We start from the raw sequence: 25384 nt of genomic DNA on the forward strand, positions 1-25384 counted from the left end.
GCATGCGCATCGACGTCCTGAGCATCTTCCCCGAGTACCTTGAGCCCCTGAAGCTCTCCCTGATCGGCAAGGCCGTCACGGACGGCCTGCTGCAGCTGCAGGTCACAGATCCGCGCGAGTTCGCCACGGACCGCCACCGCACGGTGGACGACACCCCCTACGGTGGCGGCGCGGGCATGGTCATGAAGCCCCAGCCGTGGGCGCGGGCACTGGAATCGGTGCTCCGGGCGGGTTCGGACACCACCGCCCGCTCGGGCAGCACGGCGGCCACGTCCACCTCCGCACAGCAGGCCACCCCTCACACTTCCGACGACGACGCCGCGCAGCCGGGACATGCGGCCCAGGGCACCGCCGCCCCGGACCACGCGCGGACCGGTGGGACGCCTGGAGCCGGCCGTGCGGCGTCGTCGCGGCCCGTGCTGGTGGTGCCGTCCCCGGCGGGGGAGGTGTTCACCCAGGAGATCGCCTACGAGCTGGCCGAGGAGGAGCACCTCGTCTTCGCGTGCGGGCGCTACGAGGGCATCGACGAGCGCTTCATCGAGTGGGCGCGGGACGAGGTGCGCGTGCGCCCCCTCAGCCTGGGGGACTACGTGCTCAACGGGGGAGAGGTCGCGGTGCTGGCGATGGTCGAGGCTGTGACCCGGCTGGTCCCCGGGGTGATCGGCAACCCGGAGTCCCTGGACGAGGAGTCGCACACGGGCGGGCTGCTGGAGTACCCCGTGTACACCAAGCCCGCGCAGTGGCGCGAGCGCACCGTGCCTGACACGCTGCTGTCCGGGCACCACGGGCGGATCGCGCGCTGGCGGCGGGACCAGCAGCTCGAGCGCACCGCGCGGCGTCGCCCGGACATGGTCCTCGCCCTGGACCCCGCCACCCTGGATCGCGCCGACCTCGCCGTGCTGGCCGCGGAGGGCTTTACCGTGCGCGACGGGCAGTGGCAGCGGTGCTCACCCGCGCCGTCGGAACAGGCTCCGGAGCACGCGCGCGATATGGCATAATGGGCGGCTGTGTGTGCGTCGGGCACGCCCCTGCCGCAGGGGGGAGAGCGACCAACGGCGCACCACCCGGGACGGCCACTTCACGTCCTGTCCCGGAACCTGGAGCGTTGCCACCCCGCGGGGCGGCGCGCGAACCACACGTGAGAGACCTGCGGCGATCACGAGGAGTCACATCATGAACATTCTTGATCAGCTTGATGCCAAGTCCCTGCGCGACGACGTCCCCGACTTCCGTCCCGGCGACACCTTGAACGTGCACGTGAACATCGTGGAGGGCAACCGCTCCCGTGTCCAGGTGTTCAAGGGCTTCGTCATGGGCCGTCAGGGCTCCGGCGTGCGCGAGACCTTCACGGTCCGCAAGGTCAGCTTCGGTGTGGGCGTGGAGCGCACCTTCCCGGTGCACTCTCCGATCATCGACAAGATCGAGCTCGTGAGCCGCGGCGACGTCCGCCGCGCCAAGCTGTACTACATGCGCGACCGTCACGGCAAGGCTGCTCGCATCCGCGAGAAGCGCGAGTCGAGCGCCTCGAGCAAGTAGGACTCAACCGGGTGCCACAGCACACGGAACACGCGGAGGGCCCGGCAGCTGCCGGGTCCTCCGCCGTGAGCAGGCCCGTTTCCGCGCGCCGCTGGTGGCTGCGCGTGGTGGCCGCGGCACTCGTCACGGCCCTCGTGGTGGCCGCCCTCGTGCGCGGCTTTGTGCTGGACGTCTACTGGGTGGGCTCGGGGTCCATGGAGCCCACGCTCGAGGGCGGGGACCGGGTGCTCGTGGACAAGCTCAGCTCGGGGCAGGACGCCCGGCGCGGTGACCTCGTGGTCTTCGACGGCCGCGGCTCCCTGGACCCCCTGCACTCCTCCGACCCCTGGCACCGCCAGGCCGTGGACACCCTCGGGCAGTGGCTCGGGCTGCGCGGCTCGGACACCGTGTACGTCAAACGCGTGATGGCCGTGGCCGGCGACACCGTGGCGTGCTGCAGCCCGGACGGGCTGCTCACTGTCAACGGCCAGCCCCAGCACGAGGACTACGTCTACCCTGGGGATGCGCCGTCGGACATCCCGTTCACGGTGCACGTGCCCCCGGGGCGCGTGTGGCTCATGGGCGACCACCGCAGCGTGTCCGTGGACTCCCGCTCCCTGCTGGGCGCCCCCGGCGGGGGACTGATCCGCACCGAGCGCATCGTCGGCACCGCCGAGCGCGTGGTGTGGCCGCTGGACCGGGCACGCCCGCTCGAGCACTGAGCCCACCGGGCGCCCACGACCGCGGGCCCGACCTCCCCGGTCACGGACCGGGAGAACCGACAGAAGGAATGCGCAGTGGCTGAGCAGCAGGATCCAGGCATCGCCGGCACCCCCGACCCCGCGGGGTCCGCACGCTCCGAGGGCTCCCGCGCCGCGCGGCGTCGCGGTCGTGGGGTGGGCTCCGAGCCCGGCTCCGCGTGGGGTGCCGTCAAGGAGGTGCTCATCGTCGCCGTGCTGGCGGTGGTGATCGCGTTCGTGGCCAAGACGTTCCTCGTGCGCGGCTACTACATCCCGTCCGGCTCCATGGAGCAGACCCTGGAGCTGGACGACCGCATCTTCGTCAACGTGCTGGGTGCGCGCACCGGGCACGTGGACCGTGGTGACATCGTGGTCTTCGACGACACCCAGGGCTGGCTGCCCGAGGCCCCGGCCGCGCGCACGAACCCGGTGCGCCGGGGCATGGAGTTCGTGGGCCTGCTCCCGGACAGCAGCCAGCAGGCGCTGGTCAAGCGCGTGATCGGCGTGGGCGGGGATCACGTGACGTGCTGCGACGCGTCCGGGAAGGTTTCCGTGAACGGCAAGGCCCTCGACGAGCCCTACCTCTACCCCGGAGCCGCGCCGTCCGACTTCCCCTTCGACGTCACCGTGCCCGAGGGCAAGGTGTTCGTGCTGGGCGACCACCGCAACGCGTCCGCGGACTCGCGGTTCCACATCGAGACGAACACGCAGTTCGTGAGCGAGGAGGACATCGTGGGCACGGCCTTCGTGATCGCATGGCCGCTGGACCGCTTCCAGTTCCTGCACAACCCCGAGGAGACGTTCGAGGACGTCCCCGCGCCCGGCAGCCGGTGAGCCCCGCGCGTCCGCGGCCCGGACTGGACCTCGAGACCGAGCTGGCCAGCTCGGGTGCCCGGTTCGTCGCCGGAATGGACGAGGTGGGTCGCGGCGCCCTCGCGGGACCCGCCAGCGTGGGCCTCGTGGTCCTCGATGTCCCCCGCCTGCTCGCCGGTTCCGGGCACGACGCCGCCGCCCCGGACCCCGCGCCGGTTTCCGTGCCGGCGTGGGACGGGGTGCGTGACTCCAAGGCGCTCAGCGCTGCGCGGCGTGCCGTCCTGGCGCCACGGGTGGCCACCTGGGCCGCGGGCACTGCGGTGGGCCACGCGCAGCCGCACGAGATCGACGCCCTGGGCATCACTGCGGCCCTGCGGCTGGCGGGGCTGCGGGCGCTGGCCGCCGTGACCTCCGGTGGAACCCCGGTCGATGCACTCATCCTCGACGGGTCCCACAACTGGCTGGAGGCCCCCGCCGTGCTCGGCCAGGAGGAGGACCCTGTGGCGCTGCCGCCGGTCGTGCGGACCCTCGTGAAGGCGGACGCCCGGTGCGTGAGTGTGGCCGCGGCGTCGATCGTGGCGAAGGTCGAGCGCGACGCGCTCATGGTCGAGCTCGGGCAGGAGCACCCCGCCTACGAGTGGGGAGCCAACAAGGGCTACGGCAGTGCGGCCCACCGGGCGGCGCTTGTCACGCACGGCACCACGCGGCACCACCGGCGCAGCTGGAACCTGGGCGTCTCGTAACGGTCCCGGGGATGCACCGGCACTGCTCCGGCAGCGCTCCGGCGCCTTTCTGGCGCGGTTCTGGCCCCGTTCTGGCCTCATTCTGGCACCGCTTCGACGTCGCTCTGGCGCGGCTCGGCGAGGGGAGGCACCGGCGATCGTCCGGAACCCGGCGCACCGGGGATCGTCCGGAACCCGGCGGAGCGGGGATCGTCCGGATAGGGACGGCCCGGAGACGCGGGAGGGCGGCATTCGGGCGATCTCGACGGGGCGGCGGGGCACGCCATCCGTCCTCCACACTCCCGGCCCAGAGCTGCACCACCGCCGAGGGGCCGCCACCGTGGAGCCATGACCGCTTTTACTGCCTCCACCGACTCCCGCTCCTCGGCGGTTCCGACCCCCGACGCACCCACCGCTCTGGACGTCGGGCGGGCGGGGGAGGACCTCATCGCCGACCTGCTCGCCCGCTCGGGATGGTCCGTGAGGGACCGCAACTGGAGACCTGCCCCGGGGCCGGGGCGCCCGCGCGGTGAGCTCGACATCGTGGCCGAGCGCGGCGGCGTCGTGACCGTGTTTGAGGTCAAGACCCGCTCTGGCGCCGACTTCGGCCACCCGTGCGAGGCCGTGGGGGCCGAGAAGCTGCGCCGGCTGCACGTGCTGGCCCGCGCGTGGGCCAGGGAGCACCGGGATCCGCGTGTCCCCACGGTGGACGTGGTGGCCGTCCACTGGCCCCGCGACGCCTCCCCGCGGGTCGAGCACGTGGGGTCCATCGGCTGGCTGTGAGCCCACCCGGGTGCGCGGCGCGCCCGCCCCGGGGCCAACGTGCTCCGGCGGGGGAGTGACCGCCCTGTCCGGGCCCGTCCCGGCGGTGCTCCGGGCGCCGTCACTCCGGCCGTGATGTTTCAGGTCGTGGACGAAGCATTAGGCAGTTCACTGTGTCTCGTGCCACCGTACTGTTCCAGCAGAGTGTGTCCGGCGGTGGACGGGGGATCGGATGAGGGCGGGGACGTGGTGGCGCGCAACGCTGCCCTCCGCCGCTGTCCCGGTCCTGGCGGTCGCGCTTCTCACCTCCTGTGCCCAGCCCGGTCCGTTGCCGGGCACGGACCCCACCGTCACCACATCCGAGGTGGCCGCGGACGGGGACCTGCACCCCGGTGTCTTCCGTACCGGCCTGCCCAACGGGGCCACGGCGAAAATCACCGTGCCCGCGGTCCTTCCGCCGGGCCACGAGCTCGAGCGGCTGCGCCGGGAGGCCGGGGTGACCCGCGCCACGTACGCGAGCGTGGAGATCGACAACACCCGAGGATCCTCACCGGTGACCGTGAGCCGCCTGGTCCTCACCGCCCGCGACGGCGGGACTTACCGGCTCGAGAACGTCGCGCGTGCCGTGCGGGCCTGGAGGCCCCGTACCTCCGATGGCGAGGACCGCGCACCCGACGGGACGCTGCTCTCCGCGCAGACCGCCGAAAACCTCCGCTTGCGCATCCAGCGCGCCGAGCACGACGCTGAGGGCGACGTGGCCGCGGGGGCCCGCGGTCGCGCGCTGCTCATGGGTGACCTCGCCGCGGTGCCCGACCACTTCACGAGCCTCGAACTGGTCCCGGTGATCGGGGACCGGGAGGTCGCGCCCGTCCGGGTGCGGGCCGGGCACGCGAGCGGCGACCCCACCGACGACCGGGCAGACGGCCGGACGACGTGGGGCAACGACCTCTCCCCTGACCCCGGAGGACGCGGCACGGGCGGCGACGACTCCGGTGACCCGGACACGGCAGGTCGGAAGCCCTCGTCGGGGCCCTCACCGGGGGAACCGGTGGTGCCCGCTCCGGTCGAGCCTGATCCCGTGCCGCCCGGGCCCGTGCTGCCCGGGCCTGTGGTGCCCGGCCCGGTCCTTCCGGATCCGGTGGTTCCCGGGCCGGTGGTTCCCGATCCCGGCGGGCCCGGCCCCGTAGTGCCGGACCCGGTGGTTCCGACCCCGGGGCCCGAGGACCCCGTGGTGCCCGGCGCAGGGGCGTCTCAGCCGAGCACCCCCGATCCGGGAACCCCGGTTCCCGGCACCCCCGCGTCTCCGCTGGTGCCGAGCGGGCCTGAGCCCCGCAGCGCTCCGGCCCGCGCGGTCCCGGATGCCGCCGTGGTGCTCCGGACACCCACGATCCCTCGGCCGCCCGGGTCTCCGGACGTGGTGAGCGGGCCTGAGCTCTCGGACCTCGAGCTGACGTCACCCTCAGATGCCGGGCGCACCTCAGGGGATGATCCCCGGTCGGCACGCTGGGCGTCCTGCTCGCCCGTTGCCGATCCCGAGTCCAGCACGGTGCCTGCCGCCTGACGTTGGGAAACACCCTCACCCGTCGCCGACCGTGGGCCGACGCCATCGCCTGCGCGCGTTCCGGGGACGTGGCTCGTCCTCGACCCGGGGCAATGTCTGCGGCTGGGTCCGGCGCGGGGCCTGACAACGGGCCGGGCGCCGCCCCTGGGTCGGACTCGGTGCCGTGGTCGGCGGCCCCGCACCACGCGAGGCTGTCTGCGCCACCCCACACCGGGCTCGGCGGGCGGGCCCGCGGCGAGCGGCCTGCACAGTGCCCCCGGGCCATAGCAGGGAGAAGGCCCCGGGAGACAGTCTGGGGGCATGACTTCTTCCTTCCGCGCCACGCCCGCCGCCCTCTCGGAGGGCACCCCGTGAACGGCTTCGCCCGCTCCCGCAGTGTGGCCCTGGTGGGCCTCGAGGGCCACGTGGTGGACGTGGAGGCGGACATCGGGCAGTCCCTGCCAGGCTTCACGATCATCGGGCTGCCGGACCAGGCGGTCAACGAGTCCAAGGAGCGCATCCGCTCCGCCGCGCGCCACGCGGGGGTTCCGCTGTCACCCCGCAAGATCACCGTGAACCTCTCGCCCGCCACGCTGCCGAAACGGGGGTCCCACTTCGATGCCGCAGTGGTGATGGCCGTGCTCGCGGCACAGGGGGTCGTGCGCGTGCCCCTGGACACGGTGTTCTTCGCGGAGCTCGGGCTGGACGGCTCCCTGCGTCCCGTGCGGGGTGTCCTGCCCGCCGTTCTCGCGGCGGTGCGCGCGGGCTTCCCCCGGGTGGTCGTGGCCGAGGGGAACCGGGCCGAGGCAGAGCTGGTCTCCGGGGCCTCGGTGTCGTCCGCGGGCCACCTGGCACAGCTGCTCGTGGACTTCGGTGCGGACCCCGAGATCCTGTCCCGGGCGACGTCGCCCGCGTCCTGCGCGGAGCCCCCTGCGGAGGCGACCGGGAGCACGGGCACCGCGGAGACCCCGGTTCGTGACCTGCGGGACGTCGTCGGGCAGGTGGAGGGTCGGCAAGCTCTGGAGATCGCGGCGGCGGGCGGTCACCACCTGCTCATGGTGGGACCGCCCGGGGCGGGCAAGACCATGCTCGCGGAACGGCTTCCGGGGATCCTGCCGGACCTGCCGGACGAGGACTCGCTCGAGGTCACCTCGGTGCACTCGCTGCGCGGTGACGGCCCGTGCTCGCAGCTGCTGCGGCGACCGCCGTTCCAGGCACCGCACCACAGTGTGACCATGCCCGCGCTGTGCGGTGGGGGCAGCGGCATGCCGAGACCCGGCGCCATCTCCCTGGCGCACCGGGGAGTGCTGTTCCTGGACGAGGCCCCCGAGTTCGAGCGCCGTGTCCTGGATGCGCTGCGCCAACCCCTGGAATCGGGCACGGTCACGATTGCCAGGGCGCAGTCCGTCGCCCACTATCCCGCCCGCTTCCAGCTGGTGCTGGCCGCGAATCCGTGCGCGTGCGGCAACGCCGGCGGCACGGGCCAGGCGTGCACGTGCAGCGCGGTGCAGCGCCGGCGCTACTTCACCAAGCTCTCGGGCCCCCTGCTGGACCGGGTGGACCTGCAGCTGCGCGTGCCCGCCGTCACCTACCAAGAGCTCAGCGCGGTCTCGGGGCAGCCCCCGGAGGGCAGCGCCACCGTGGCCCGCCGGGTCGCCGAGGCCAGGGCGGCACAGCAGGAACGGCTGGGGCCACTGGGCTGCCGCCTGAACTCGTCCGTTCCCGGGGCCCTCCTGCACCGCACGCTGTCCCCGGGGATGCGCGCGGTGCAGCCGCTGCGTGCCGCCATGGACCGTCGGACCCTCACCGCCAGGGGTTTCGTGAAGGTGCTTCGCGTGGCGTGGACGCTCGCGGACCTCGCCGGAGCCACGGCTCCGAGTCCCGAGCACGTGCAACTGGCCCTCTACTTCAAGACCACGGTGACGTCATGACCCCCTCGCACTCCGCGCCGGACCGCCACGAGTTCACGGACCCTCCCGTGTCCTGCCCGCGCAGCGCCCCGCATCGGGGGCGCACGCCGCACCGGGAGACGGTCCGGGACGTCCGCGGGTGCCGCATGGCTCTCGCGCGGCTCATCGAGCCCAGCGACACGGCCGGTCTGCTCCTGCTGCACGCGCTGGGACCCGAGGTCCTGTGGCGCAGCATCTGCGAACTCGAGCACCCCACACCGGCACTGCGCTCCGTCCTGGCCACGGCCGCGCAGGACCAGCTTCCCGGCAGCAGGGTTCCTGATTTGGGCGCGCGGTTCGCCGCATGGCGTGGGCGGCTGCCGGTTCCCGAAGCCGGGGTGGAGGAGCGTCACACCGCGCAGCTCGGGGCCTGGACCGTGATCCCCGAGGACCCGGACTGGCCCGCCCAGCTCACGGACCTCGGTCTGCAGCAGCCCATCCTGCTGTGGGGCCGGGGAGACCGCTCCCTGCTGGGGTGCCTGCGTGGCAGCGTGGCCGTGGTGGGCTCCCGCAGTGCCAGCGCGTACGGGGGCGCTGTGACCCGGGAAATCGCCCGTGGTCTCGTGGCGGCGGACCGCTGCGTGGTCTCCGGCGGGGCCTTCGGGATCGACGCCGTGGCGCACTCCGCCGCGCTCGAGACCGGTCCAGCATCCGGGGCCACCGTGGCGGTCCTGGCCTGCGGCGTGGACCGTGCCTATCCCGCGGCGAACGCCGAGCTGCTCGAACGGATCCGGCAGCGGGGCCTGGTGCTGAGCGAGGTGCCCCTCGGATGTGCGCCCACCAGGTACCGCTTCCTGCAGCGCAACCGGCTCATCGCCGCCCTGACGTGCGCCACGGTGGTCACGGAGGCCGCATGGCGTTCCGGGGCGCTCAACACCGCACGGCACGCGGCCGGTCTTTCCCGCGACGTCGCCGCCGTGCCCGGGGACGTGATCGTGGGTGGCTCCGCCGGGTGCCACCGGTTGATCCGGGAGGACCACGCCGTGCTCGTGAGCAACGGCGCGGAGGTGCTGGAGCTGGTGGAGCCACTGGGCAACGACGCCGCCGAGGAGTTCGCGCGCGAGGCTCGGCTCGGGCACCGCCGCCCGGAGGACACGTTGGACCCGGTGCTGCTGCGCCTGTTCGACGCGCTGCCCCTGCACCGGGACGCCGACCCGTCCCACCTCTGCGCGGTCTCCGGCCTGAGCCCAGCGGAAGTGCTCTCCGGGCTCGTCACCCTGCGGGACGCCGGGCTGGCCACGGATTCGATGCTGGGATGGCGGCGGGTAGGCTCACACCATGGACGAGCCGGGGCAGATCAGCGCTGAACGCAACGTCCCCCACGGGACCACGACGTGGCAACCCCTGGACTCCGGAACCGGCGCGCCGCACCCCACGGAACCGGCCCTGTCCGCAGAGCGACCCGCAGGACCTGGACGCACTGCACAGCACGCCGCGCAACACCGTCCCCCGGCACGAACCTCAGAGGACACCGGTTCCTCAACCCTGCCCGTCGGGCCACTTGCCCCGTACCTCCCCGAGTTCCGCGCCCACCTCAGCCTCGAACGCTCGCGCAGCGAGAACACCGTGCGCTCCTACACCTCCGACGTCGCGGACCTCTCCCGGTGGATGCTCGAGCACGGCATCGACGGCGCGGACCTGCTGGACCGTGACGCCCTGCGCGGATGGCTGGCCCAGCGCCACCAGCGCGGGCTCGCCCGCAGCTCCGTGTCCCGGGGGATCGCCGCCGTGCACACCTTCTTCCGCTGGGCCGTGGACACGCAGGGGCTGCGCCACGATCCCGCCGCGGGGCTGCGGGGGCCCCGACCCGCCCGGCACCTGCCCGACGTCGTCGGCGCCACCGCGCTCGCCGAGATGCTGGACGCACTCGGGGACGTCGCCCTGGGCCCGCACGAGGAGGAGAGCGACGCTGCGCTCGCGGCCCGGGACTGGGCGCTGCTGGAGCTGCTCTACGCCACGGGGGCCCGCATCAGCGAACTCGTGGGTCTCGATCGCGTCCACGTGGACCGCGCCCAGCACGTCCTCACGATCACCGGCAAGGGGGACAAGCAGCGCCGGGTGCCCTACGGAGAACGTGCCGGGGACGCCCTGGCCGTGTGGGAGCACCGTCGCCCGGCCCTGGCCACCGAGCGGGCCGGGGACGCCGTGTTCGTCGGGGCGCGCGGGGCGCGGATCGACCCCCGGGTGGCCCGCCGCGTGGTGGCCGACGCGCTCAACGATGTCCCCGACACCTCCGCACGGGGTCCGCACAGTTTGCGCCACAGCGCGGCCACCCACCTCCTGGACGGGGGAGCGGACCTGCGCACCGTGCAGGAGCTGCTGGGCCACGCCACCGTGGCCACCACCCAGATCTACACGCACGTGTCCGTGGAACGGATCAAGCGTGCGTACTCCCAGGCCCATCCCCGCGCTTGACATTCAGCGCGGACGTGATCTCCGGGTTGACCCTCGGAGACCCCTGCTGGACAATGAGACCGACCGCACGTCCTCACGGCCTCGAATCCATGCCGGGCGCACGGTCCAGCACTGCCATCAACTTCATACGGGCGCCAGGAGAACAAGCACTGGGCCTCCGAGCAGGACGTTGGGGAAGACGTACCTACACGACGGAGGAACAGGCTATGTCTTCACCCACCACGCGCGGTGTGCTGTACGTGCACTCCGCGCCCCAGGCGCTCTGCCCCCACATCCAGTGGGCCCTGGAATCCGTGTCGCACCGGCGGACGGATCTGCAGTGGACCCCGCAGAACGCCGAGCCCGGTTGCGTGCGGACGGAGCTGGAGTGGTCCGGGCGGGCCGGCACCGGTGCACTGCTGGCGTCGGCGCTGCGCACGCTGGGCCGCGTGCGCTTCGAGGTCACCGAGAATGCGAGCCAGGGCAGTGACGGCTCTCGCTGGTCCTTCACCCCCGACCTCGGGATCTTCCACGCCACCACGGACGTGGCCGGCAACATCTGCGTGAGCGAGGACCGCATCCGCTACGCGTTCGAGGCCGCCGGGGGCGACCCCTCCGCCGTGGTCAGTGAGCTCTCGCTCGCCCTGGGTGAGGCGTGGGACGAGGAGCTCGAACCGTTCCGTCACGCTGCTGAGGGAGCTCCCGTCCGCTGGCTGCACCGCGTCGGCTGACGCTCTGCCGCGCGGGTAGGCCCGCGAGCACTCTGGTGCTCGGTCCGTCGCCGAGCACGAGGGGAGCACCCGGGCCGCGGTCGACTTCCCGTTCCGCCCCCTCCGTCACTCCGAGCAGACCCCGCGGGCTCGCCCTCCTGAGCCGACCCTGCACCGTTCGTGTGGCCAGACCCCCACTCCGTCCAGGGGCGCGACCGGCGCGGCGTCGTGGGTCTGCTGTCGGTGTGAGATCCGGAGGCACCCCGCGGCGACGCCGCCATGGGCGGTGTCCGTGAGCAACGTCAGGACAGCAGAACCCCGGTGCTCTCTGAGGAGAGCACCGGGGTTCGGTCGTCCACGGGCTGCGGCTCGGGGCAAATACTCAGGCCGGGGCCGTGGGCCCCGCGCGATCGGCTCCCGGGCCGCCACGCCTCACACGGAGCGGAACGCGGCCACGGAGTTGTGCCCGCCGAAGCCGAACGAGTTGGAGATGGCCACCATGTCCCCTGAGGGCAGTTGGCGGGCGGTCGTCACCACGTCCAGGTCGATGCGCGGATCCTGGTTCTCCAGGTTGATGGTGCAGGGCGCGGTGCGTTCGGTGAGGGCCAGCACGGCCAGCACACCCTCCACTGCTCCGGAACCGCCCAGCAGGTGCCCGGTCATGGACTTGGTCGCGGAGACGGCCATTTCGTCCACGGCGTCCCCGAACGCAGCGCGCAGGGCACCGGCCTCGGGGACGTCGCCCACCGGGGTGGACGTGGCGTGGGCGTTGACGTGCTTGATGTCGGCGGGGGCGATGTCCCCGGACTCCATGGCCTCGCGCAGCGCGCGGGCCGGGCCGCCGTCCTCGCCCGTGGCGGGCGCGGTGATGTGGTGGGCGTCCGCGCTGAGACCGGCACCGGCCAGCTCGGCGTAGATGCGGGCACCGCGGGCCCTGGCGTGCTCCTCGGACTCGAGGATCACGGCACCGGCACCCTCACCCATCACGAAGCCGTCCCGGTCCACGTCGAAGGGTCGGGAGGCGCGCTCGGGCTCGTCGTTGCGGCGCGAGAGCGCCTGCATGGAGTTGAACGCCGCGATCGTCATGGGGTGGACGGCGCTCTCGGCGCCACCGACGATCACCACGTCCGCCTTGCCGGAGCGGATCAGGTGCAAGCCCTGGTAAAAGGCCTCGGTGCCGGACGCGCACGCGGACACGGGGGTGATGGCGCACGCGCGGGCCTTGAACTCCATGCTGACGGAGGAGGCGTTGCCGTTGGGCATGAGCATGGGAACGGTCATCGGCTTGACACGCCGCGGACCCTTCTCCAGGAGGGTGTCCCACGCGTCGAGCAGGGTCCAGACCCCGCCGATGCCGGTGCCGAAGGCCACTCCCAGGCGGGTGGGGTCCACCTCGTTGCTGGTGTCGGCGTCCGTGCCGGAGAACCCGGCGTCGGTCCACGCCTCGCGCGCGGCCGCGACGGAGAGCTGCCCCGAGGGGTCCAGCCGCTTGGCTTGCACCCGGGACACGACGTCCTCGGACGGCTTGGGGGACAGTGCGCCGATGCGCACGGGCAGGTCGTACTTCTCCACCCAGTCCTGTTCGAGGGCGTGAACGCCCGAGACGCCCGCGAGGGCGCTCTTCCAGGTCTCCTGGACGTTCTCACCGATGGGCGTGATGGCGCCCAGTCCGGTGACCACTACTTTGCGGGACATGTTCTGCACTTCCTCGTGTCCGAAATCGCAGGTGTTCCAGGAGCTGCTGCTAACCAGCCACCTGGTGTGGCGACGGTGGCGTGCCCCCGGTCAGGGGCCCGCCACCGTGCGCCGGGGCATCAGGCCTGGGCGTTGTCGATGAAGTTGACGGCGTCCTCGACGGTCTTCAGGTTCTTGACCTCTTCGTCGGGGATGGTCACGTCGAACTTCTCCTCCGCGTTGACCACGATGGTCATCATGGAGATGGAGTCGATGTCCAGGTCCTCGGTGAAGGACTTCTCGAGCTGCACGGCTTCGGTCTCGAGGCCGGTCTCTTCGTTCACGATTTCTGCCAGGCCGGCCAGGATCTCGTCTTTGCTCGCCATGTCGGCTTCCTTTCGTTGAGGTCGCGCAGTGCAACCGTACTGGTGACCGCGGGGTTTCGGGAGAACCCCCGCGCGGGCCGCCCGATCGCTCGGGCCGGTCCTTGGACAAGAGGTGTGCGGTCTAACCCTACGACACCCGGAGGGGAGGATCAGGGCAGCAGGACCACCTGGGCGCCGTACACCAGACCGGCGCCGAAGCCGATCTGCAGGGAGGGCTTCCCGGAGAGCTCCGGGTGCTCCGCGAGCAGCCGGTGGGTGGCCAGGGGGATGGACGCGGCGGAGGTGTTGCCGGCCTCGGCGATGTCGCGCGCGATGATCACGGACTCGGGCAGCTTGAGCACCTTGGCCATCTGGTCGATGATGCGCATGTTCGCCTGGTGCGGAACGAAGGCCGCGAGGTCCTCCGGGGCCAGCCCGGCGGCGTCGAGCGCCTCCTGGGCCACCCGGGCACCTTCCCAGGACGCCCAGCGGAAGACGGTCTGGCCGTCCTGGCGCAGCGTGGGCCACAGGGTGGCGTCCGGGTCCATCTCACCGGTCTCCGGGTCCACGAGGTCCTTGGCGAAGGTGCGCTGACCGCCGCGCTCGACCGTGCGGATGTCGGTGAGCGGGTGCGTCATGCGGATGGCGTCCCACTTGGAGCCGTCCGAGCCCCACACGGAGGGACCGATGCCGGGGACCTCGGACGGGCCGATCACCACGGCGCCGGCGCCGTCGCCGAGCAGGAAGGAGATGGAGCGCTCGTGGTTGTCGATGACGTCCGAGAGCTTCTCCACACCGATCACGAGCACGTTGGTGGAGTCCCCGGAGCGCACGAGCGAGTCCGCCTGGGCCACCCCGTAGCAGTACCCGGCGCACGCGGCGGAGATGTCGTAGGCCGCCGCCGGGGTGGCCCCCAGACGGTCGGCCAGGTTGGCCGCGAGGGAGGGAGTGAGATACGGGAAGGACACCGTGGAGACGATGATGGTGCTCAGCTGCTCCCCGGTCAGTCCGGAGTTCTCCAGCGCCTCCCGGGCCGCGTGCTCCGCCATGTCCAGCACGGAGACGTCCTCGGGGGCGCGGTGGCGGGTGTGGATGCCGGTGCGCTTGACGATCCACTCGTCCGAGGACTCGATCCACTGGCAGACGTCGTCGTTGGTGACGATCTCGGACGGTCGGTACGCGCCGATGCCCAGGATGCGGGTGTGGGCGTGGGGAATGTTCTGTTTGATGGTCGCCACGGGAGGCCGACTCCTAACCTGGTGCAGATCACAGCGAGTGGTGCGGGTGGATCACACCCTTCTCAGGCCAGCGTACTCCGCACGCTCTCGAGGTCCTCGGGGGTGTTCACGGCCTGGGCCGGCACGCCCTTGAGCCCGCGCTTGGCCAGACCCACCAGGGTGCCGGCCGGCGGCAGCTCCACGATCCGGGACACGCCCAGCTCCGCCATGGTGTCCATGCACGCGTCCCAGCGCACCGGGCGGCACACCTGCTCCACGAGGGAGTCCAGGAAAGCGCGGCCGTCCTCGACCCGGGTGCCGCGGTGGTTGCTGAGCAGGGTGTGGGAGGGGTCCTGCACGCTCAGCTCGGGCACGAGCTCCCGCAGCGGCTCGAGTGCCGGGGCCATGTGCTCCGTGTGGAACGCTCCGGCCACCTTCAGGCGCACCACTTTGGCACGTGCCGGGGGGTTCGCGGCGAGGGCGTCGAGCTGCTCGACCGTTCCCGCGGCCACCACCTGACCGCCGCCGTTGGCGTTCGCGGCTGTGGCACCCACCGCGGCAATTGACTCGGCCACCCCGTCCGGGGTGCCGCCCAGCACGGCAGCCATGCCCGTGGGGGTTGCCGCCGCGGCCTCGGCCATCGCCGTGGCGCGCACGCGCACGAAGCGCATGGCGTCCGCCTCGCTGAGCACACCGGCCAGCGCCGCCGCCGTGATCTCACCCACGGAGTGGCCCGCGAGCACGACGTCGTCGCGGCCCTCGAGCTGCGGCGCGAGCATGCGGCCGGCCAGCAGTCCGGCGGCCACGATGAGCGGCTGGGCCACGGCAGTGTCCTTGATGGTCTCCTCGTCGGCCTCGGTGCCGTAGTGGGCGAGGTCCAGACCGGCGGCGTCGGAGAGCCGCGCGAGGTGCTCCGTGGCGCCCGGGGCGGACAGCCACTCGCTGAGGAATCCTGGTTTCTGTGACCCCTGACCGGGGCAGACGACTGCAATCACCCGTTCATTCCACCAAGGAGCGGGGCTCGTGGGGGCTGGCCGGGCGCACGAAGCCGAGGGAGGGGATTTGTGGCTTTTCTACAAGACCATGTCATGCGCGGCTGTTGAGCCGCCCGGCCAGCACCGCGCAGTGCAGCACGAACGCGTCCCGGGGCAGCAGGGGGTCCCACCCGGTGATGTCGCTGACGCGCCGGAGCCGGTAGCGCACCGTGTTGGCGTGCACGAACAGCTCCCGGGCGGAGGCCTCCAGGGAGTGGCCCACGCTGAGGTAGGTGGTGAGGGTGTCCACGAGCCCGGTGGAGGACGCCGCGAGCGGCGCCCACACGGCGTCGACCATGGCCTGCAGCGCCAGAGGGTCCCCGTTGAGCGCGCGCTCGGGCCACAGGTCCTCCGAGGGGGTGGGCCGCGGTGCCTGGGGCCACGCCGACGCCGCCCGCAGCCCGGCGTTCGCGCGGTCCGCCGAGTGCTTGGCCTCGAACACGGACCCGACCGGCGGCCCGTGGACCACGGGCCCGTCCCCGAACACGCTCGCGAGCTTGGTGAGGGAGCGCACCCGGTCCTTGAGCCCGCCCAGCACCAGCACGAGCCGGTCCGTCTGGATGGTCACGAGGCACTCGTCCGCGTGACGCTCCACCACGCGGCGGATCCGTTCCACGCCCGCCGGCCCGGTGGTCGACGGGGCCCGCCCGACCATCACCGTGACGTCCCCCTGGTCCGTCCACCCGAGGGCCGAGACCCGGGATCGCAGTGAGTCCGAGTGGTCCCCGCGCAGGATGCCGTCCACCACGAGCGACTCCAGCCGGGCGTCCCACGACCCGCGGTTCTCGGCCGCCTTGGCGTAGACGTCCGCCGCGGCGAACGCGACCTCGCGGGAGAACCGCAGGACGGCCTCGCGCAGGGCCACCTCGTCATTGTGCTGGGCGAGCTCGGGGACCTTCTCCTCGACCACGTCCACCACGATGCGCAGCACCTGCAGCGCGTTCTGCAGCGTGATCGAGCGCGTGAGCTCCGTGGGAGCCTGCTTGAAGATCTCGGTGAGCACCCACACGGGTTCCTGGGGGTTCTCGTACCAGCGTACGAAGGAGGCGATGCCGCGCTGGGCCAGCAGTCCCAGCTCGGAGCGCTCGTCCGCGCGCAGCTGCGCGAACCAGGGCAACGAGGACCCCAGCCGCTGCACCGCCACGGTGGAGACCTGCCCCGTGCTGGCCTTGAGGTTCTCCAGGGTCCGCGGGTGCGGTGCCCCCTGCTGCCGGCTGCGCAGCGGCCAGGTCACGCGACGGGAGGAACGGGACTTGCGGGGAGCGGACCCGGCGGACTCGGTGGGCATGAGTCGAGGGTAGTCGATCGCGCCCGGACCCTCCGCGGGCTGCCGCACGGACGACGACGCCGCGCCCGCAGCAGGTGCGGACGCGGCGTCGTGGTGCGGCTGGCTCAGGCGTCGCCGCCCGTGTTGCCGGACGTGCCGGCCTCGGGGTTGGCGAGCTGGTAGCGGGTCAGCGCCTCGGCCGGAGCGGACCAGTCGATCTCACCGCGCTTGGCGAGCATCTCCAGCGTGCGCACCACCATCGAGTGGGCGTCGATGGTGAAGAACCGGCGGGCACCCGCGCGGGTGTCGGCGAAGCCGAAGCCGTCCGCTCCCAGGGAGGCCCAGTCGTTCGGCACGTACTGCCGGACCGAGTCGGGCAGCTGGGAGGCGTAGTCGCTCGTGGCCACCACGGGTCCCGTGGCCCCGGCCAGGGCCTGGGCGATGTAGGGGGTGCGGGCCCCGGCCTCGGGATCCATGAACGCCTCCTGCTCGGCAGCCATGGCGTCGCGGCGCAGGTTGGTCCACGAGGTCACGGACCAGACGTCCGCGGAGACGCCCCACTCGTCGGCGAGGATCTGCTGCGCCTCGAGCGCCCACGGCACACCCACACCGGAGGCCAGCAGCTGCGCACGCGGGCCCTCGGTCTCGGCGGGCTTGAGCAGGTAGATGCCGTTGACGATCCCGTCCACGTCCACGTTCTCCGGCTCCGCGGGCTGGTGGATCGGCTCGTTGTACACCGTGAGGTAGTACATGACGTTGTGGTCCTCGTCGCCCGTGCCGTACATGTGCTCGATGCCGCGCTTGACGATGTGCGCGATCTCGTAGCCGTAGGCGGGGTCGTAGTGGATCACCGCGGGGTTGGTGGAGGCGAGGATCGGGGAGTGCCCGTCCGCGTGCTGCAGCCCCTCACCGGTGAGCGTGGTGCGCCCGGCGGTGGCACCGATGATGAACCCTCGGGCCATCTGGTCCGCGGCGGCCCAGAACTCGTCCCCGGTGCGCTGGAAGCCGAACATCGAGTAGAAGATGTACACCGGGATCATGGTCTCGCCGTGGGTCGCGTAGGACGTGCCTGCGGCGGTGAAGGCGGCGGTGGCGCCGGCCTCGTTGATCCCGGGGTGCAGGATCACGCCCTGGGCGGACTCCTTGTAGGCGAGCATCAGTTCGCGGTCCACGGAGAGGTAGTTCTGCCCGTTGGGGTTGTAGATCTTGGAGGTCGGGAAGAACGAGTCCATGCCGAAGGTGCGGGCCTCGTCCGGGACGATCGGCACGATGCGGTGGCCGAAGTCCTTCTCGCGCATCAGGTCCTTGAGGATGCGCACGAACGCCATGGTGGTGGCGGCCATCTGCTTGCCCGAACCCTTCTTGCCGGACGCGTACGCACGGTCCGAGGGCAGGGTGATCTCCGGCTGCGCGTGCGGCCGGTCCGGGAGGAAGCCGCCCAGCTCCTTGCGCCGCTCCAGCAGGTACTTGATCTCGGGGGAGTCGGGGCCCGGGTGGTAGTACGGGGCGTTGTAGAGGTCCGCCTCCAGCTGCTCGTCCGTGATGGGGATCCGCAGGTGGTCCCGGAAGGCCTTGAGGTCCTCCAGGGTCAGCTTCTTCATCTGGTGGGTGGCGTTGCGGGCCTCGAAGTGCGGGCCCAGGCCGTAGCCCTTGACGCCCTGCGCGAGGATCACCGTGGGCTGACCCTTGTGCTCGAGAGCCGCCTTGTAGGCCGCGTAGACCTTGTGGTAGTCGTGCGCACCGCGCTTGAGGTTCCAGATCTGCTCGTCCGTGTAGTCGGCGACGAGCTCCTTGGTGGCCGCGGAGCGGGCGAAGAAGTGGTCGCGGACGAACCCGCCGGACTCCGCCTTGAACGTCTGGTAGTCCCCGTCCAGGGTTTCGTTCATGATGCGCACGAGCTCGCCGGTGTGGTCGGCCTCGAGCAGGGCGTCCCACTCACGGCCCCACACCACCTTGATGACGTTCCACCCGGCGCCGCGGAAGAACGCCTCGAGCTCCTGGATGATCTTGCCGTTGCCGCGCACCGGGCCGTCGAGGCGCTGCAGGTTGCAGTTGACCACGAAGGTGAGGTTGTCCAGCTTGTCGTTGGCGGCCAGCTGCAGGACGCCGCGCGACTCGGGCTCGTCCATCTCGCCATCGCCCAGGAACGCCCACACGTGCTGCTCGGAGGTGTCCTTGATGCCGCGGTTGTGCAGGTAGCGGTTGTACTGCGCCTGGTAGACCGCGTTCATGGGCCCGATGCCCATGGAGACGGTGGGGAACTGCCAGAAGTCCGGCAGGCTGCGCGGATGCGGGTAGGAGGGCAGCCCGTTGGGGGCCTTGGTCTTCTCCTGGCGGAACCCGTCCAGCTGCTCCTCCGTGAGACGCCCCTCGAGGAAGGCACGGGCGTAGTTGCCCGGGGAGGAGTGGCCCTGGAAGAACACCTGGTCGCCACCGCCCGGGTGCTCGGGGCCGCGGAAGAAGTGGTTCAGACCCACTTCGTAGAGAGTGGCCACACCGGCGTACGAGGAGATGTGCCCGCCCACGCCCACACCGGGGCGCTGTGCGCGGTGGACCATCACCGCCGCGTTCCAGCGCAGGAACGCACGGTAGCGGCGTTCGATCTCCTCGTTGCCGGGGAACTCGGGCTCCTGGTCCACAGGGATGGTGTTGACGTAGTCGGAGGTGGTCACCATGGGCACGCCCACCGAGTGGGTGCCGGCGTGCTGGAGCAGCGCCCGCATGATGTACTGCGCCCGCTCGGTTCCCTGCGCCTGGATCAACGCGTCGAAGGACTCGATCCACTCCTGGGTCTCCTGCGCGTCCGCGTCCTGGAGATTGTTCGTCAACCCGCTCAAAATGTGGTGATTGCTGTCAGAAGACACGAGAACCTCTCTATCGTCAGCTCCGTGTGCTCGGGTTCCCCGGTGGCGGAGCGGTGTGTCAGGCGTCGGGTAGGCGGAAACAAGTGCGCTCCCGTCGTCCTTTCATGGTGTCACAGGCTACGGCCCGGGGGGCCGCGGCAACAGGGTCTTCCACGTCACACCTGCGCGCGCGCCGCGCGTCACACGCGGGCGCGGAGGGGGTCGAATTGCCACGCTGGCCGTGCGGTGGCTTGAACGTGGGGCTAAAGCAGTGTTGTCTTTATTACGCACCGTCGGCGGTCCCGCCGCGGTGAGCGCGTGGCCGCTCCGCCGCCCGGCGGACCCGCGGAACCTGCGCGACTCGGCTGAGAAGGAGAGACACGGTGAGCGAGGCGAAAGCCCCCGAGGAGAGCATTGCGGAGCAACTGGAGCTGAAGGACGGCGACTACGTCCAGGAGTTCGGTTACGACGACGACGTCGATGCGGACCTGCGGGAGCGGATCGAGGCAGCCATCGGCTCGGAGCTCTTCGACGAGGACGCGCAGGAGGTCGTGGACGCCGTGGTGCTGTGGTGGCGCGACGGCGACGGCGACCTCGTGGACGAGCTCGTGGACGTCCAGACCACTCTCGACGACGGCGGCGTCGTCTGGCTGCTGACTCCCAAGGCAGGACGCGACGACCACGTGTCCCCCGCGGACATCCAGGAGGCCGCCTCCACCGCCGGGCTGCACGTCACGAGCGCGGCCCGCGTCTCCTCGGACTGGTCCGTGTCGCGGCTGGTCCCCAAACGCAACTTCTGACCGTGCGCCGCGCCGAGCGCGCCGCGGGAAAGGGCGAGATGAGCGCCATCGGAACACCGGCACCCGAGTTCACGCTGACCACCAAGGACGGTGGGACCAGGTCGCTCGCCGAGTACAGGGGAGCGCCCCTGGTGATCGTGTTCTTCCCGTTCGCGTTCTCGCCGGTCTGCACCGACGAGCTGTGCCACCTGCAGGACCACACGGACACGTTCGAGCAGTTCGGGGCCTCCGTGGTGTGCATCTCCACGGACAGCCACTACTGCCTGGACGCCTTCGCCCGCCAGGAGTCCTACGACTTCGAGCTGCTCTCCGACCGGTGGCCCCACGCGGAGGTCTCCCGCGCCTACGGCGTGTTCGACGAGCGGGAGGGCTGTTCCCTGCGCCACACCGTCACGGTGGACGCCGAGGGTGTGATCCGCGACGTGAGCCGTGCGGAGATGACCGAGCCCCGCGAGTGGGACCGGCTGCACGACGTCCTCGCGGACCTCACCCGGTCCTGAGATGCCCTTGCGCGTGATCCGTGCCGGCTACGGGGCGCCGGTGGACGAGAGCCTCTTCCCGGACCCTCACGCCCTGGACGCCCGCGCCGGTCTGCAGCCCGCGCACGAGCTGCTGGTGGGCCGGCGGATCGCGGTGCTCACGGGCGCCGGGGTCAGCACCCCGTCCGGCATCCCCGACTACCGGGGCCCCGGGGCCAAGACGCGCACACCCATGACGTACCAGGAGTTCATGGGCAGCGTGGCCAACCGACGGCACTACTGGGCGCGCAACCAGTACGGCTGGCACTTCGTGGCCCACGCCCGCCCCTCCGCCGCGCACACGGCGCTGGCGGGCATGGAGGCCGCCGGGGTGGTGGACGGGATCATCACCCAGAACATCGACCGGCTGCACCAGAAGGCGGGTTCCCTGGCCGTGGTGGACCTGCACGGGACCTACGCGTGGGTCGTGTGCACGTCCTGCGGGTCGCGGTTCCCTCGCGAGCAGGTCTCGCGCTACCTGGACGAGCTCAACCCGGGCTTCTACGACGGCATCTCCTCCGCGGACGACATCGAGTACGCCCCGGACGCGGACGCCACGATCGAGGACACGGGCGGGTTCCGCGTGTGGGACTGTCCCGTGTGCCAGGGGGTGCTGAAACCGGACGTCGTGTTCTTCGGGGAGAACGCCACGACCCTGAACGTGGCCCTCGCCCGGCGCATGGTGGGGCGGGCGGACGCGCTGCTCGTGGCGGGCAGCTCCCTGACCGTGAACTCGGGACGCCGCTTCGTGCGGCAGGCGGCGCGGGACGCCACACCCGTGGTGATCGTCAACCACGGGGTCACCGGTGCCGACGACCTCGCCGCGCTCAAGATCGACGCGCCCGTGGGGCAGTTCCTCACGGAGCTGGCCGCCCTGCTGTGCCCCTGAGGGGCGCCCCGGGCCCCGCGGCACGCGGGACGTCAGGCCCTCGGACGCCGCGCGTGAGGACCATGCGGCGGGGTCCGACCCGTGCGTGATCAGGTGCTTGCCCGGGGGAGGGCGAGCGCATAGACTCCAAGTGCGAGACCCCGGGGGTCTGCGGAGGGGAAGCCGCGGACACCACCGGGGTCTTGCGTCATTCCGGGGCGTTGCACCCCGTCACACTCCCCACGGGGTGCCCACCGGATCTCGGATCCCCTGCCTGCGCCCCGCCATGCACGAGGCCCCGCATTCCACGGAATGCGGGGCCTCGTGCATCGGGCCGTGGCAGCTCGGTTCAGTCGACGGGGTCGATCACGGGCTTGGCGGCCTGTGCGTCCCGGCACTGCTGTGCCCATAGGGCGGCACCCACGATCCCGGCGTTGTTGCGCAGGGCGGCGATCTCCACGGGGGTGCGCAGCTCGAGGTACGGCAGGAACTTCTCCGAGTTCTTGGACACGCCGCCACCGATCACGAACAGGGACGGCGAGAACAGGAACTCCACGTGGGAGAAGTAGCGCTGCAGCCGCTTGGTGGCCCACTTCTTCCACGGCAGCTGCTCCCGCTCGCGGGCCGCGGCCGACGCCCTGGTCTCGGCGTCGTGGCCGTCGACCTCCAGGTGGCCGAGCTCCGCGTTGGGCACGAGCTGGCCGTTGAGGATCATCGCGGAGCCGATGCCGGTGCCGAGCGTGATCACCATGACCAGGCCCTCCTTGCCCCGGCCGGCACCGTAGTGCGCCTCGGCGAGCCCGGCGCCGTCGGCGTCGTTGAGGGCCTCGACCTCGCGCCCCAGGGTCTCGGTCATCAGGGCGTCCACGTCCGTATTGATCCAGGACTTGTCCACGTTCGCCGCGGACAGTGCCACACCGTTCTTGATGATGGCGGGGAACACGATGCCCACGTGGCTGTCCGGGGCCGGGGCCTCCGGGCGGGACTGCAGCTCGTCCACGATCTGGCGCACCACACCGGCCACGGCCTGCGGGGTGGCGGGCTGCGGGGTGGGGATGCGGAAGCGCTCGCCCACGAGCTGGCCGGTGGTGAGATCCACGATCCCGCCCTTGGTGCCGGTACCACCAATGTCGATTCCAATGCCGTACTGCGAGACGACACCCTGCGGAGTACCTGAGCTCATGGACAGTCCCTTCGGTTCACGGTCTGACGCTGTGCCGGGTCCGCGAGATCGCCCCGCAGACCCCCTGCGTCCGAGTTTACGGGGAGCGGGTGCCCGATCACGGGAGGGTGAGGATCTCCACGCCGTCGTCGGTGACCACCATGGTGTGCTCGTACTGGGCGGTGCGCATGCGGTCGTGGGTGGTGATGGTCCAGTCGTCCTCCCACTGGTCCCACGCGATGGAGCCCAGGGTCAGCATGGGCTCGATGGTGAAGATCATGCCGGGGACCATCTCGGTGCTGTAGGACGGGGCGGCGTCGTAGTGCGGGACGATCAGCCCGGTGTGGAACTCGCGGCCCACGCCGTGGCCGGTGAAGTCCCGCACCACGCCGTAGCCGAAGCGCTGGGCGTACTTCTCGATGACCCGGCCGATCACGTTGATCTGCCGACCCGGGCGTACGGCCTTGATGGCGCGGTTGGTGGCCTCCAGCGTGCGCTCCACGAGCAGCCGGGAGTCCTCGTCCACGTCCCCCACGAGGAACATGGCGTTGGTGTCCCCGTGCATGCCGTTCTTGTAGGCGGTGACATCCAGATTGATGATGTCCCCGTCCTCGAGCACCGTGGAGTCCGGGATGCCGTGGCAGATGACCTCGTTGAGGGACGTGCAGATGGACTTGGGGAACCCTCGGTAGTCGAGGCACGAGGGGTAGGCCCCGTGGTCGCACATGTACTCGTGGGCGATCCGGTCCAGCTCGTCCGTGGTGACGCCCGGCTTCGCCTCCGCACCGGCGGCCTGCAGCGCGCGCGCGGCGATCCGGCCGGCCTCGCGCACCAGCTCGATCTCCTCGGGGGAGTACACGTTGGACGCGCTGCCCTCGTCCGGCTCGGTGCGCCCCACGTACTCCGGTCGCTCGATGCCGCGCGGCACGGGCCGCAGGGGCGAGAGGGAACCGGCGCTCAGTGCACCGATCGGGGCGGTGGAACCGGGGGCGGGAGCGAGGTTGTGGCTGGTCACGATGGGTCGATGCCTCCTGGGGCGGTCACGCGATGACGTGATGCGGCTGCGCGGCGGCGCGCCGAACACCTGGTCCACCAACTAGCCTAAACCTTGGGTCCCGGGCTCGTTCCGCCCGGGCGGACCACCACCCGCCGCTTCCGGCGGGCAGACGCCGCGGCGCGGCGGAGAGAGAGGACGGACATGGCCGAGTACTGGTACAACCTCTACACCAAGCAGGTCGAGGAAGGCCCCAAGGACGACTACCGCCAGCTGATGGGGCCCTACGGCACCCGTGAGGAGGCCGCGCGGGCACTGGAGCACGCCGCGGAGAACACCAAGCGGTGGGACGACGAGGACGCCGCCTTCAACGGCGACTGACGCGGGGAGCCCGCGGGCGGCGTCGTGGCCCGGGGCGTGCGGCCCGCGCAGGGTCCTGCGGGCGCTGGCCGTCCACGACGGCGCCCGGGCCCGCGGCAGCGCTGGTTCGCCCGGGCGCCCGCTCGCCGGGGGAGGCGCCCGCGCACGGGCTCAGCCCCGGTAGGTGTGCTCCTCCGCGGGGAAGGCGCCGGAGCGCACATCCGCGACGTAGCGGGCCACGGCGTCCTGCGCGGTGCCCGCGAGGTCCGCGTACTGCTTGACGAAGCGCGGCATGGTGCCCGTGCGCAGCCCCAGCATGTCCTGCCACACGAGCACCTGGCCCGTGGTCACGCCGCCCGCGCCGATGCCCACGGTGGGGATGTGCAGGGCGGACTCCACCTGCCCGGCGGCGTCCGCGGAGACCATCTCCAGCACCACGGCGAAGCACCCGGCGTCCTGCGCGGACCGGGCATCGCGCAGCAGCTGCTCCGCCGCCGCACCCCGGCCCTGGATCCGGAAGCCGCCGAGCGCGTGCTCGGACTGCGGGGTGAAGCCCACGTGGCCCATCACGGGGATGCCCGCGCGCACGACCGCGGCCATGTGCTCGGCCAGGTCCTGGCCGGCCTCGATCTTCACGGCGTGGGCGCCGGTGTCCTTCATGATCCGCGCGGCGCTGCGCACCGCCTGCGCCGGGGACTCCTCGTAGCTGCCGAAGGGCAGGTCCACGACCACGAGCGCGCGCCGCACTCCGCGCACCACCGCCGCGGCGAAGGTGACCATGTCGTCCACCGTGACCGGCAGCGTGGACGCGTGGCCAAGCACCGTGTTGCCCAGCGAGTCCCCGACCAGCAGCACGTCCACGCCCGCGCGGTCGAAGATCCCGGCGGTGAGCACGTCGTAGCTCGTGAGCATCGAGAACTTCTCCCCGATGTCCTTGGCGCGCTGCAGGTGCACGGTCCGCACGCGCTTCACGTCCGGGAGGGAAGGGGCTGCGGGCTGGGTGTCGCTCATCGTCCCAGCGTACCGGCCGCCGCACGACCCTCGCCGCCGGGGACGACGCCGCACGGTCGCCCCGCGCACGCGCCTCCAGTATGTCGACGCGGCCGGATACAGTGGCCTGGTGGTTCCACCCGGGCG

The 25384-nt window shown here is 71.8% G+C and carries 24 protein-coding genes; 15 read left to right on the forward strand and 9 right to left on the reverse strand.

Going from position 1 to position 25384, the window contains the following annotated elements:
• The first annotated feature begins 2 nt into the window (after positions 1-2).
• The 11 genes from trmD (at position 3) to DNL27_RS05840 (ending at position 11166) form a co-directional block, all read left to right on the forward strand.
• Positions 3-998 carry a tRNA (guanosine(37)-N1)-methyltransferase TrmD gene (gene trmD / locus DNL27_RS05790; RefSeq protein WP_112234971.1) on the forward strand — a complete coding sequence of 332 codons (996 nt, stop codon included), beginning with the start codon at positions 3-5 and terminating at the stop codon, positions 996-998.
• Positions 999-1173: 175 nt separating this feature from the next.
• Positions 1174-1536: a 50S ribosomal protein L19 gene (gene rplS, locus DNL27_RS05795; protein WP_012398134.1), complete on the forward strand. Its 363-nt coding sequence runs from the start codon at positions 1174-1176 to the stop codon at positions 1534-1536.
• A gap of 65 nt (positions 1537-1601) precedes the next feature.
• A complete protein-coding gene (gene lepB / locus DNL27_RS05800; RefSeq protein ID WP_112235772.1) occupies positions 1602-2237 on the forward strand; it encodes a signal peptidase I in 636 nt (211 codons plus the stop codon).
• 75 nt (positions 2238-2312) lie between these two features.
• Complete coding sequence (gene lepB, locus DNL27_RS05805; RefSeq protein ID WP_112234972.1) at positions 2313-3089, forward strand: signal peptidase I; 777 nt, start codon at positions 2313-2315, stop codon at positions 3087-3089.
• Entirely contained in the window at positions 3086-3811 is a 726-nt protein-coding gene (locus tag DNL27_RS05810; protein WP_239494467.1) for a ribonuclease HII, read from the forward strand. The genes lepB (DNL27_RS05805) and DNL27_RS05810 overlap by 4 nt, the downstream gene beginning before the upstream one ends.
• A gap of 327 nt (positions 3812-4138) precedes the next feature.
• Positions 4139-4573: a YraN family protein gene (locus tag DNL27_RS05815; RefSeq protein WP_012398138.1), complete on the forward strand. Its 435-nt coding sequence runs from the start codon at positions 4139-4141 to the stop codon at positions 4571-4573.
• A 307-nt stretch (positions 4574-4880) separates the two neighbouring features.
• Positions 4881-6113: a hypothetical protein gene (locus DNL27_RS05820; RefSeq protein WP_112234974.1), complete on the forward strand. Its 1233-nt coding sequence runs from the start codon at positions 4881-4883 to the stop codon at positions 6111-6113.
• A gap of 350 nt (positions 6114-6463) precedes the next feature.
• The gene (locus tag DNL27_RS05825) at positions 6464-8023 is read left to right on the forward strand and encodes a YifB family Mg chelatase-like AAA ATPase (RefSeq protein ID WP_012398140.1); all 1560 of its coding nucleotides are present in this window, start codon (positions 6464-6466) and stop codon (positions 8021-8023) included.
• Positions 8020-9348 carry a DNA-processing protein DprA gene (locus tag DNL27_RS05830; protein ID WP_112234975.1) on the forward strand — a complete coding sequence of 443 codons (1329 nt, stop codon included), beginning with the start codon at positions 8020-8022 and terminating at the stop codon, positions 9346-9348. Before DNL27_RS05825 ends, DNL27_RS05830 begins: the two co-directional genes overlap by 4 nt.
• A gap of 259 nt (positions 9349-9607) precedes the next feature.
• A complete protein-coding gene (locus tag DNL27_RS05835; protein ID WP_305037664.1) occupies positions 9608-10456 on the forward strand; it encodes a tyrosine recombinase XerC in 849 nt (282 codons plus the stop codon).
• Between the two features lie 206 nt (positions 10457-10662).
• Positions 10663-11166, forward strand: a complete 504-nt coding sequence (locus tag DNL27_RS05840) for a DUF3145 domain-containing protein (RefSeq protein ID WP_112234977.1) — start codon at positions 10663-10665, stop codon at positions 11164-11166.
• 411 nt (positions 11167-11577) lie between these two features.
• On the opposite strand, the gene DNL27_RS05845 is transcribed toward DNL27_RS05840, so the two are convergent.
• The 6 genes from DNL27_RS05845 to aceE form a co-directional block, all read right to left on the reverse strand.
• Positions 11578-12840 (reverse strand): beta-ketoacyl synthase, encoded by a 1263-nt coding sequence (locus DNL27_RS05845; RefSeq protein ID WP_112234978.1) that lies wholly within the window; start codon positions 12838-12840, stop codon positions 11578-11580.
• 119 nt (positions 12841-12959) lie between these two features.
• Complete coding sequence (locus tag DNL27_RS05850; RefSeq protein ID WP_012398145.1) at positions 12960-13205, reverse strand: acyl carrier protein; 246 nt, start codon at positions 13203-13205, stop codon at positions 12960-12962.
• Between the two features lie 149 nt (positions 13206-13354).
• Positions 13355-14422 (reverse strand): beta-ketoacyl-ACP synthase III, encoded by a 1068-nt coding sequence (locus DNL27_RS05855; protein ID WP_012398146.1) that lies wholly within the window; start codon positions 14420-14422, stop codon positions 13355-13357.
• Positions 14423-14484: 62 nt separating this feature from the next.
• Positions 14485-15396, reverse strand: coding sequence for an ACP S-malonyltransferase (locus DNL27_RS05860; RefSeq protein ID WP_112234979.1), 912 nt, complete (start codon positions 15394-15396; stop codon positions 14485-14487).
• 91 nt (positions 15397-15487) lie between these two features.
• On the reverse strand, positions 15488-16723 hold the full coding sequence (locus DNL27_RS05865) for a CdaR family transcriptional regulator (protein WP_012398148.1): 1236 nt from the start codon (positions 16721-16723) through the stop codon (positions 15488-15490).
• A gap of 104 nt (positions 16724-16827) precedes the next feature.
• Positions 16828-19566: a pyruvate dehydrogenase (acetyl-transferring), homodimeric type gene (gene aceE / locus DNL27_RS05870; protein ID WP_012398149.1), complete on the reverse strand. Its 2739-nt coding sequence runs from the start codon at positions 19564-19566 to the stop codon at positions 16828-16830.
• A gap of 362 nt (positions 19567-19928) precedes the next feature.
• Here aceE and DNL27_RS05875 point away from each other — a divergent pair, with 362 nt between their 5' ends.
• From DNL27_RS05875 to DNL27_RS05885, 3 genes are read left to right on the forward strand one after another with little or no spacing between them, the layout of a single operon-like run.
• A complete protein-coding gene (locus DNL27_RS05875; protein ID WP_012398150.1) occupies positions 19929-20345 on the forward strand; it encodes a DUF3052 domain-containing protein in 417 nt (138 codons plus the stop codon).
• A gap of 38 nt (positions 20346-20383) precedes the next feature.
• Entirely contained in the window at positions 20384-20845 is a 462-nt protein-coding gene (locus tag DNL27_RS05880) for a redoxin domain-containing protein (RefSeq protein WP_058954895.1), read from the forward strand.
• Position 20846: 1 nt separating this feature from the next.
• On the forward strand, positions 20847-21752 hold the full coding sequence (locus DNL27_RS05885; RefSeq protein ID WP_112234980.1) for a Sir2 family NAD-dependent protein deacetylase: 906 nt from the start codon (positions 20847-20849) through the stop codon (positions 21750-21752).
• A 328-nt stretch (positions 21753-22080) separates the two neighbouring features.
• Here DNL27_RS05885 and ppgK read toward each other — a convergent pair whose 3' ends face one another.
• Together ppgK and map are read right to left on the reverse strand one after the other, a co-directional pair.
• The gene (gene ppgK, locus DNL27_RS05890) at positions 22081-22914 is read right to left on the reverse strand and encodes a polyphosphate--glucose phosphotransferase (RefSeq protein WP_012398153.1); all 834 of its coding nucleotides are present in this window, start codon (positions 22912-22914) and stop codon (positions 22081-22083) included.
• A gap of 97 nt (positions 22915-23011) precedes the next feature.
• Entirely contained in the window at positions 23012-23908 is an 897-nt protein-coding gene (gene map, locus DNL27_RS05895) for a type I methionyl aminopeptidase (RefSeq protein WP_012398154.1), read from the reverse strand.
• Positions 23909-24091: 183 nt separating this feature from the next.
• On the opposite strand from map, the gene DNL27_RS05900 reads away from it, so the two are divergent.
• Positions 24092-24268 carry an SPOR domain-containing protein gene (locus DNL27_RS05900; RefSeq protein ID WP_112234981.1) on the forward strand — a complete coding sequence of 59 codons (177 nt, stop codon included), beginning with the start codon at positions 24092-24094 and terminating at the stop codon, positions 24266-24268.
• A gap of 150 nt (positions 24269-24418) precedes the next feature.
• Here DNL27_RS05900 and panB read toward each other — a convergent pair whose 3' ends face one another.
• Positions 24419-25258, reverse strand: a complete 840-nt coding sequence (gene panB / locus DNL27_RS05905; RefSeq protein ID WP_112234982.1) for a 3-methyl-2-oxobutanoate hydroxymethyltransferase — start codon at positions 25256-25258, stop codon at positions 24419-24421.
• Between the last annotated feature and the right edge of the window lie 126 nt (positions 25259-25384).

Origin of the sequence: Kocuria sp. BT304, assembly GCF_003290245.1 — a bacterium.
In the GTDB taxonomy this organism is placed as follows: domain Bacteria; phylum Actinomycetota; class Actinomycetes; order Actinomycetales; family Micrococcaceae; genus Kocuria; species Kocuria rhizophila_A.

What these genes read in the sequence shown, in the direction of transcription:
- trmD (WP_112234971.1), top strand. Translation starts at nt 3, where the DNA reads ATGCGCATCGACGTCCTGAGCATCTTCCCCGAGTACCTTGAGCCCCTG.
- rplS (WP_012398134.1), top strand. Translation starts at nt 1,174, where the DNA reads ATGAACATTCTTGATCAGCTTGATGCCAAGTCCCTGCGCGACGACGTC.
- DNL27_RS05815 (WP_012398138.1), top strand. Translation starts at nt 4,139, where the DNA reads ATGACCGCTTTTACTGCCTCCACCGACTCCCGCTCCTCGGCGGTTCCG.
- DNL27_RS05830 (WP_112234975.1), top strand. Translation starts at nt 8,020, where the DNA reads ATGACCCCCTCGCACTCCGCGCCGGACCGCCACGAGTTCACGGACCCT.
- DNL27_RS05840 (WP_112234977.1), top strand. Translation starts at nt 10,663, where the DNA reads ATGTCTTCACCCACCACGCGCGGTGTGCTGTACGTGCACTCCGCGCCC.
- DNL27_RS05845 (WP_112234978.1), bottom strand. Translation starts at nt 12,840, where the DNA reads ATGTCCCGCAAAGTAGTGGTCACCGGACTGGGCGCCATCACGCCCATC.
- DNL27_RS05850 (WP_012398145.1), bottom strand. Translation starts at nt 13,205, where the DNA reads ATGGCGAGCAAAGACGAGATCCTGGCCGGCCTGGCAGAAATCGTGAAC.
- DNL27_RS05865 (WP_012398148.1), bottom strand. Translation starts at nt 16,723, where the DNA reads ATGCCCACCGAGTCCGCCGGGTCCGCTCCCCGCAAGTCCCGTTCCTCC.
- DNL27_RS05880 (WP_058954895.1), top strand. Translation starts at nt 20,384, where the DNA reads ATGAGCGCCATCGGAACACCGGCACCCGAGTTCACGCTGACCACCAAG.
- DNL27_RS05885 (WP_112234980.1), top strand. Translation starts at nt 20,847, where the DNA reads ATGCCCTTGCGCGTGATCCGTGCCGGCTACGGGGCGCCGGTGGACGAG.
- ppgK (WP_012398153.1), bottom strand. Translation starts at nt 22,914, where the DNA reads ATGAGCTCAGGTACTCCGCAGGGTGTCGTCTCGCAGTACGGCATTGGA.
- DNL27_RS05900 (WP_112234981.1), top strand. Translation starts at nt 24,092, where the DNA reads ATGGCCGAGTACTGGTACAACCTCTACACCAAGCAGGTCGAGGAAGGC.
- panB (WP_112234982.1), bottom strand. Translation starts at nt 25,258, where the DNA reads ATGAGCGACACCCAGCCCGCAGCCCCTTCCCTCCCGGACGTGAAGCGC.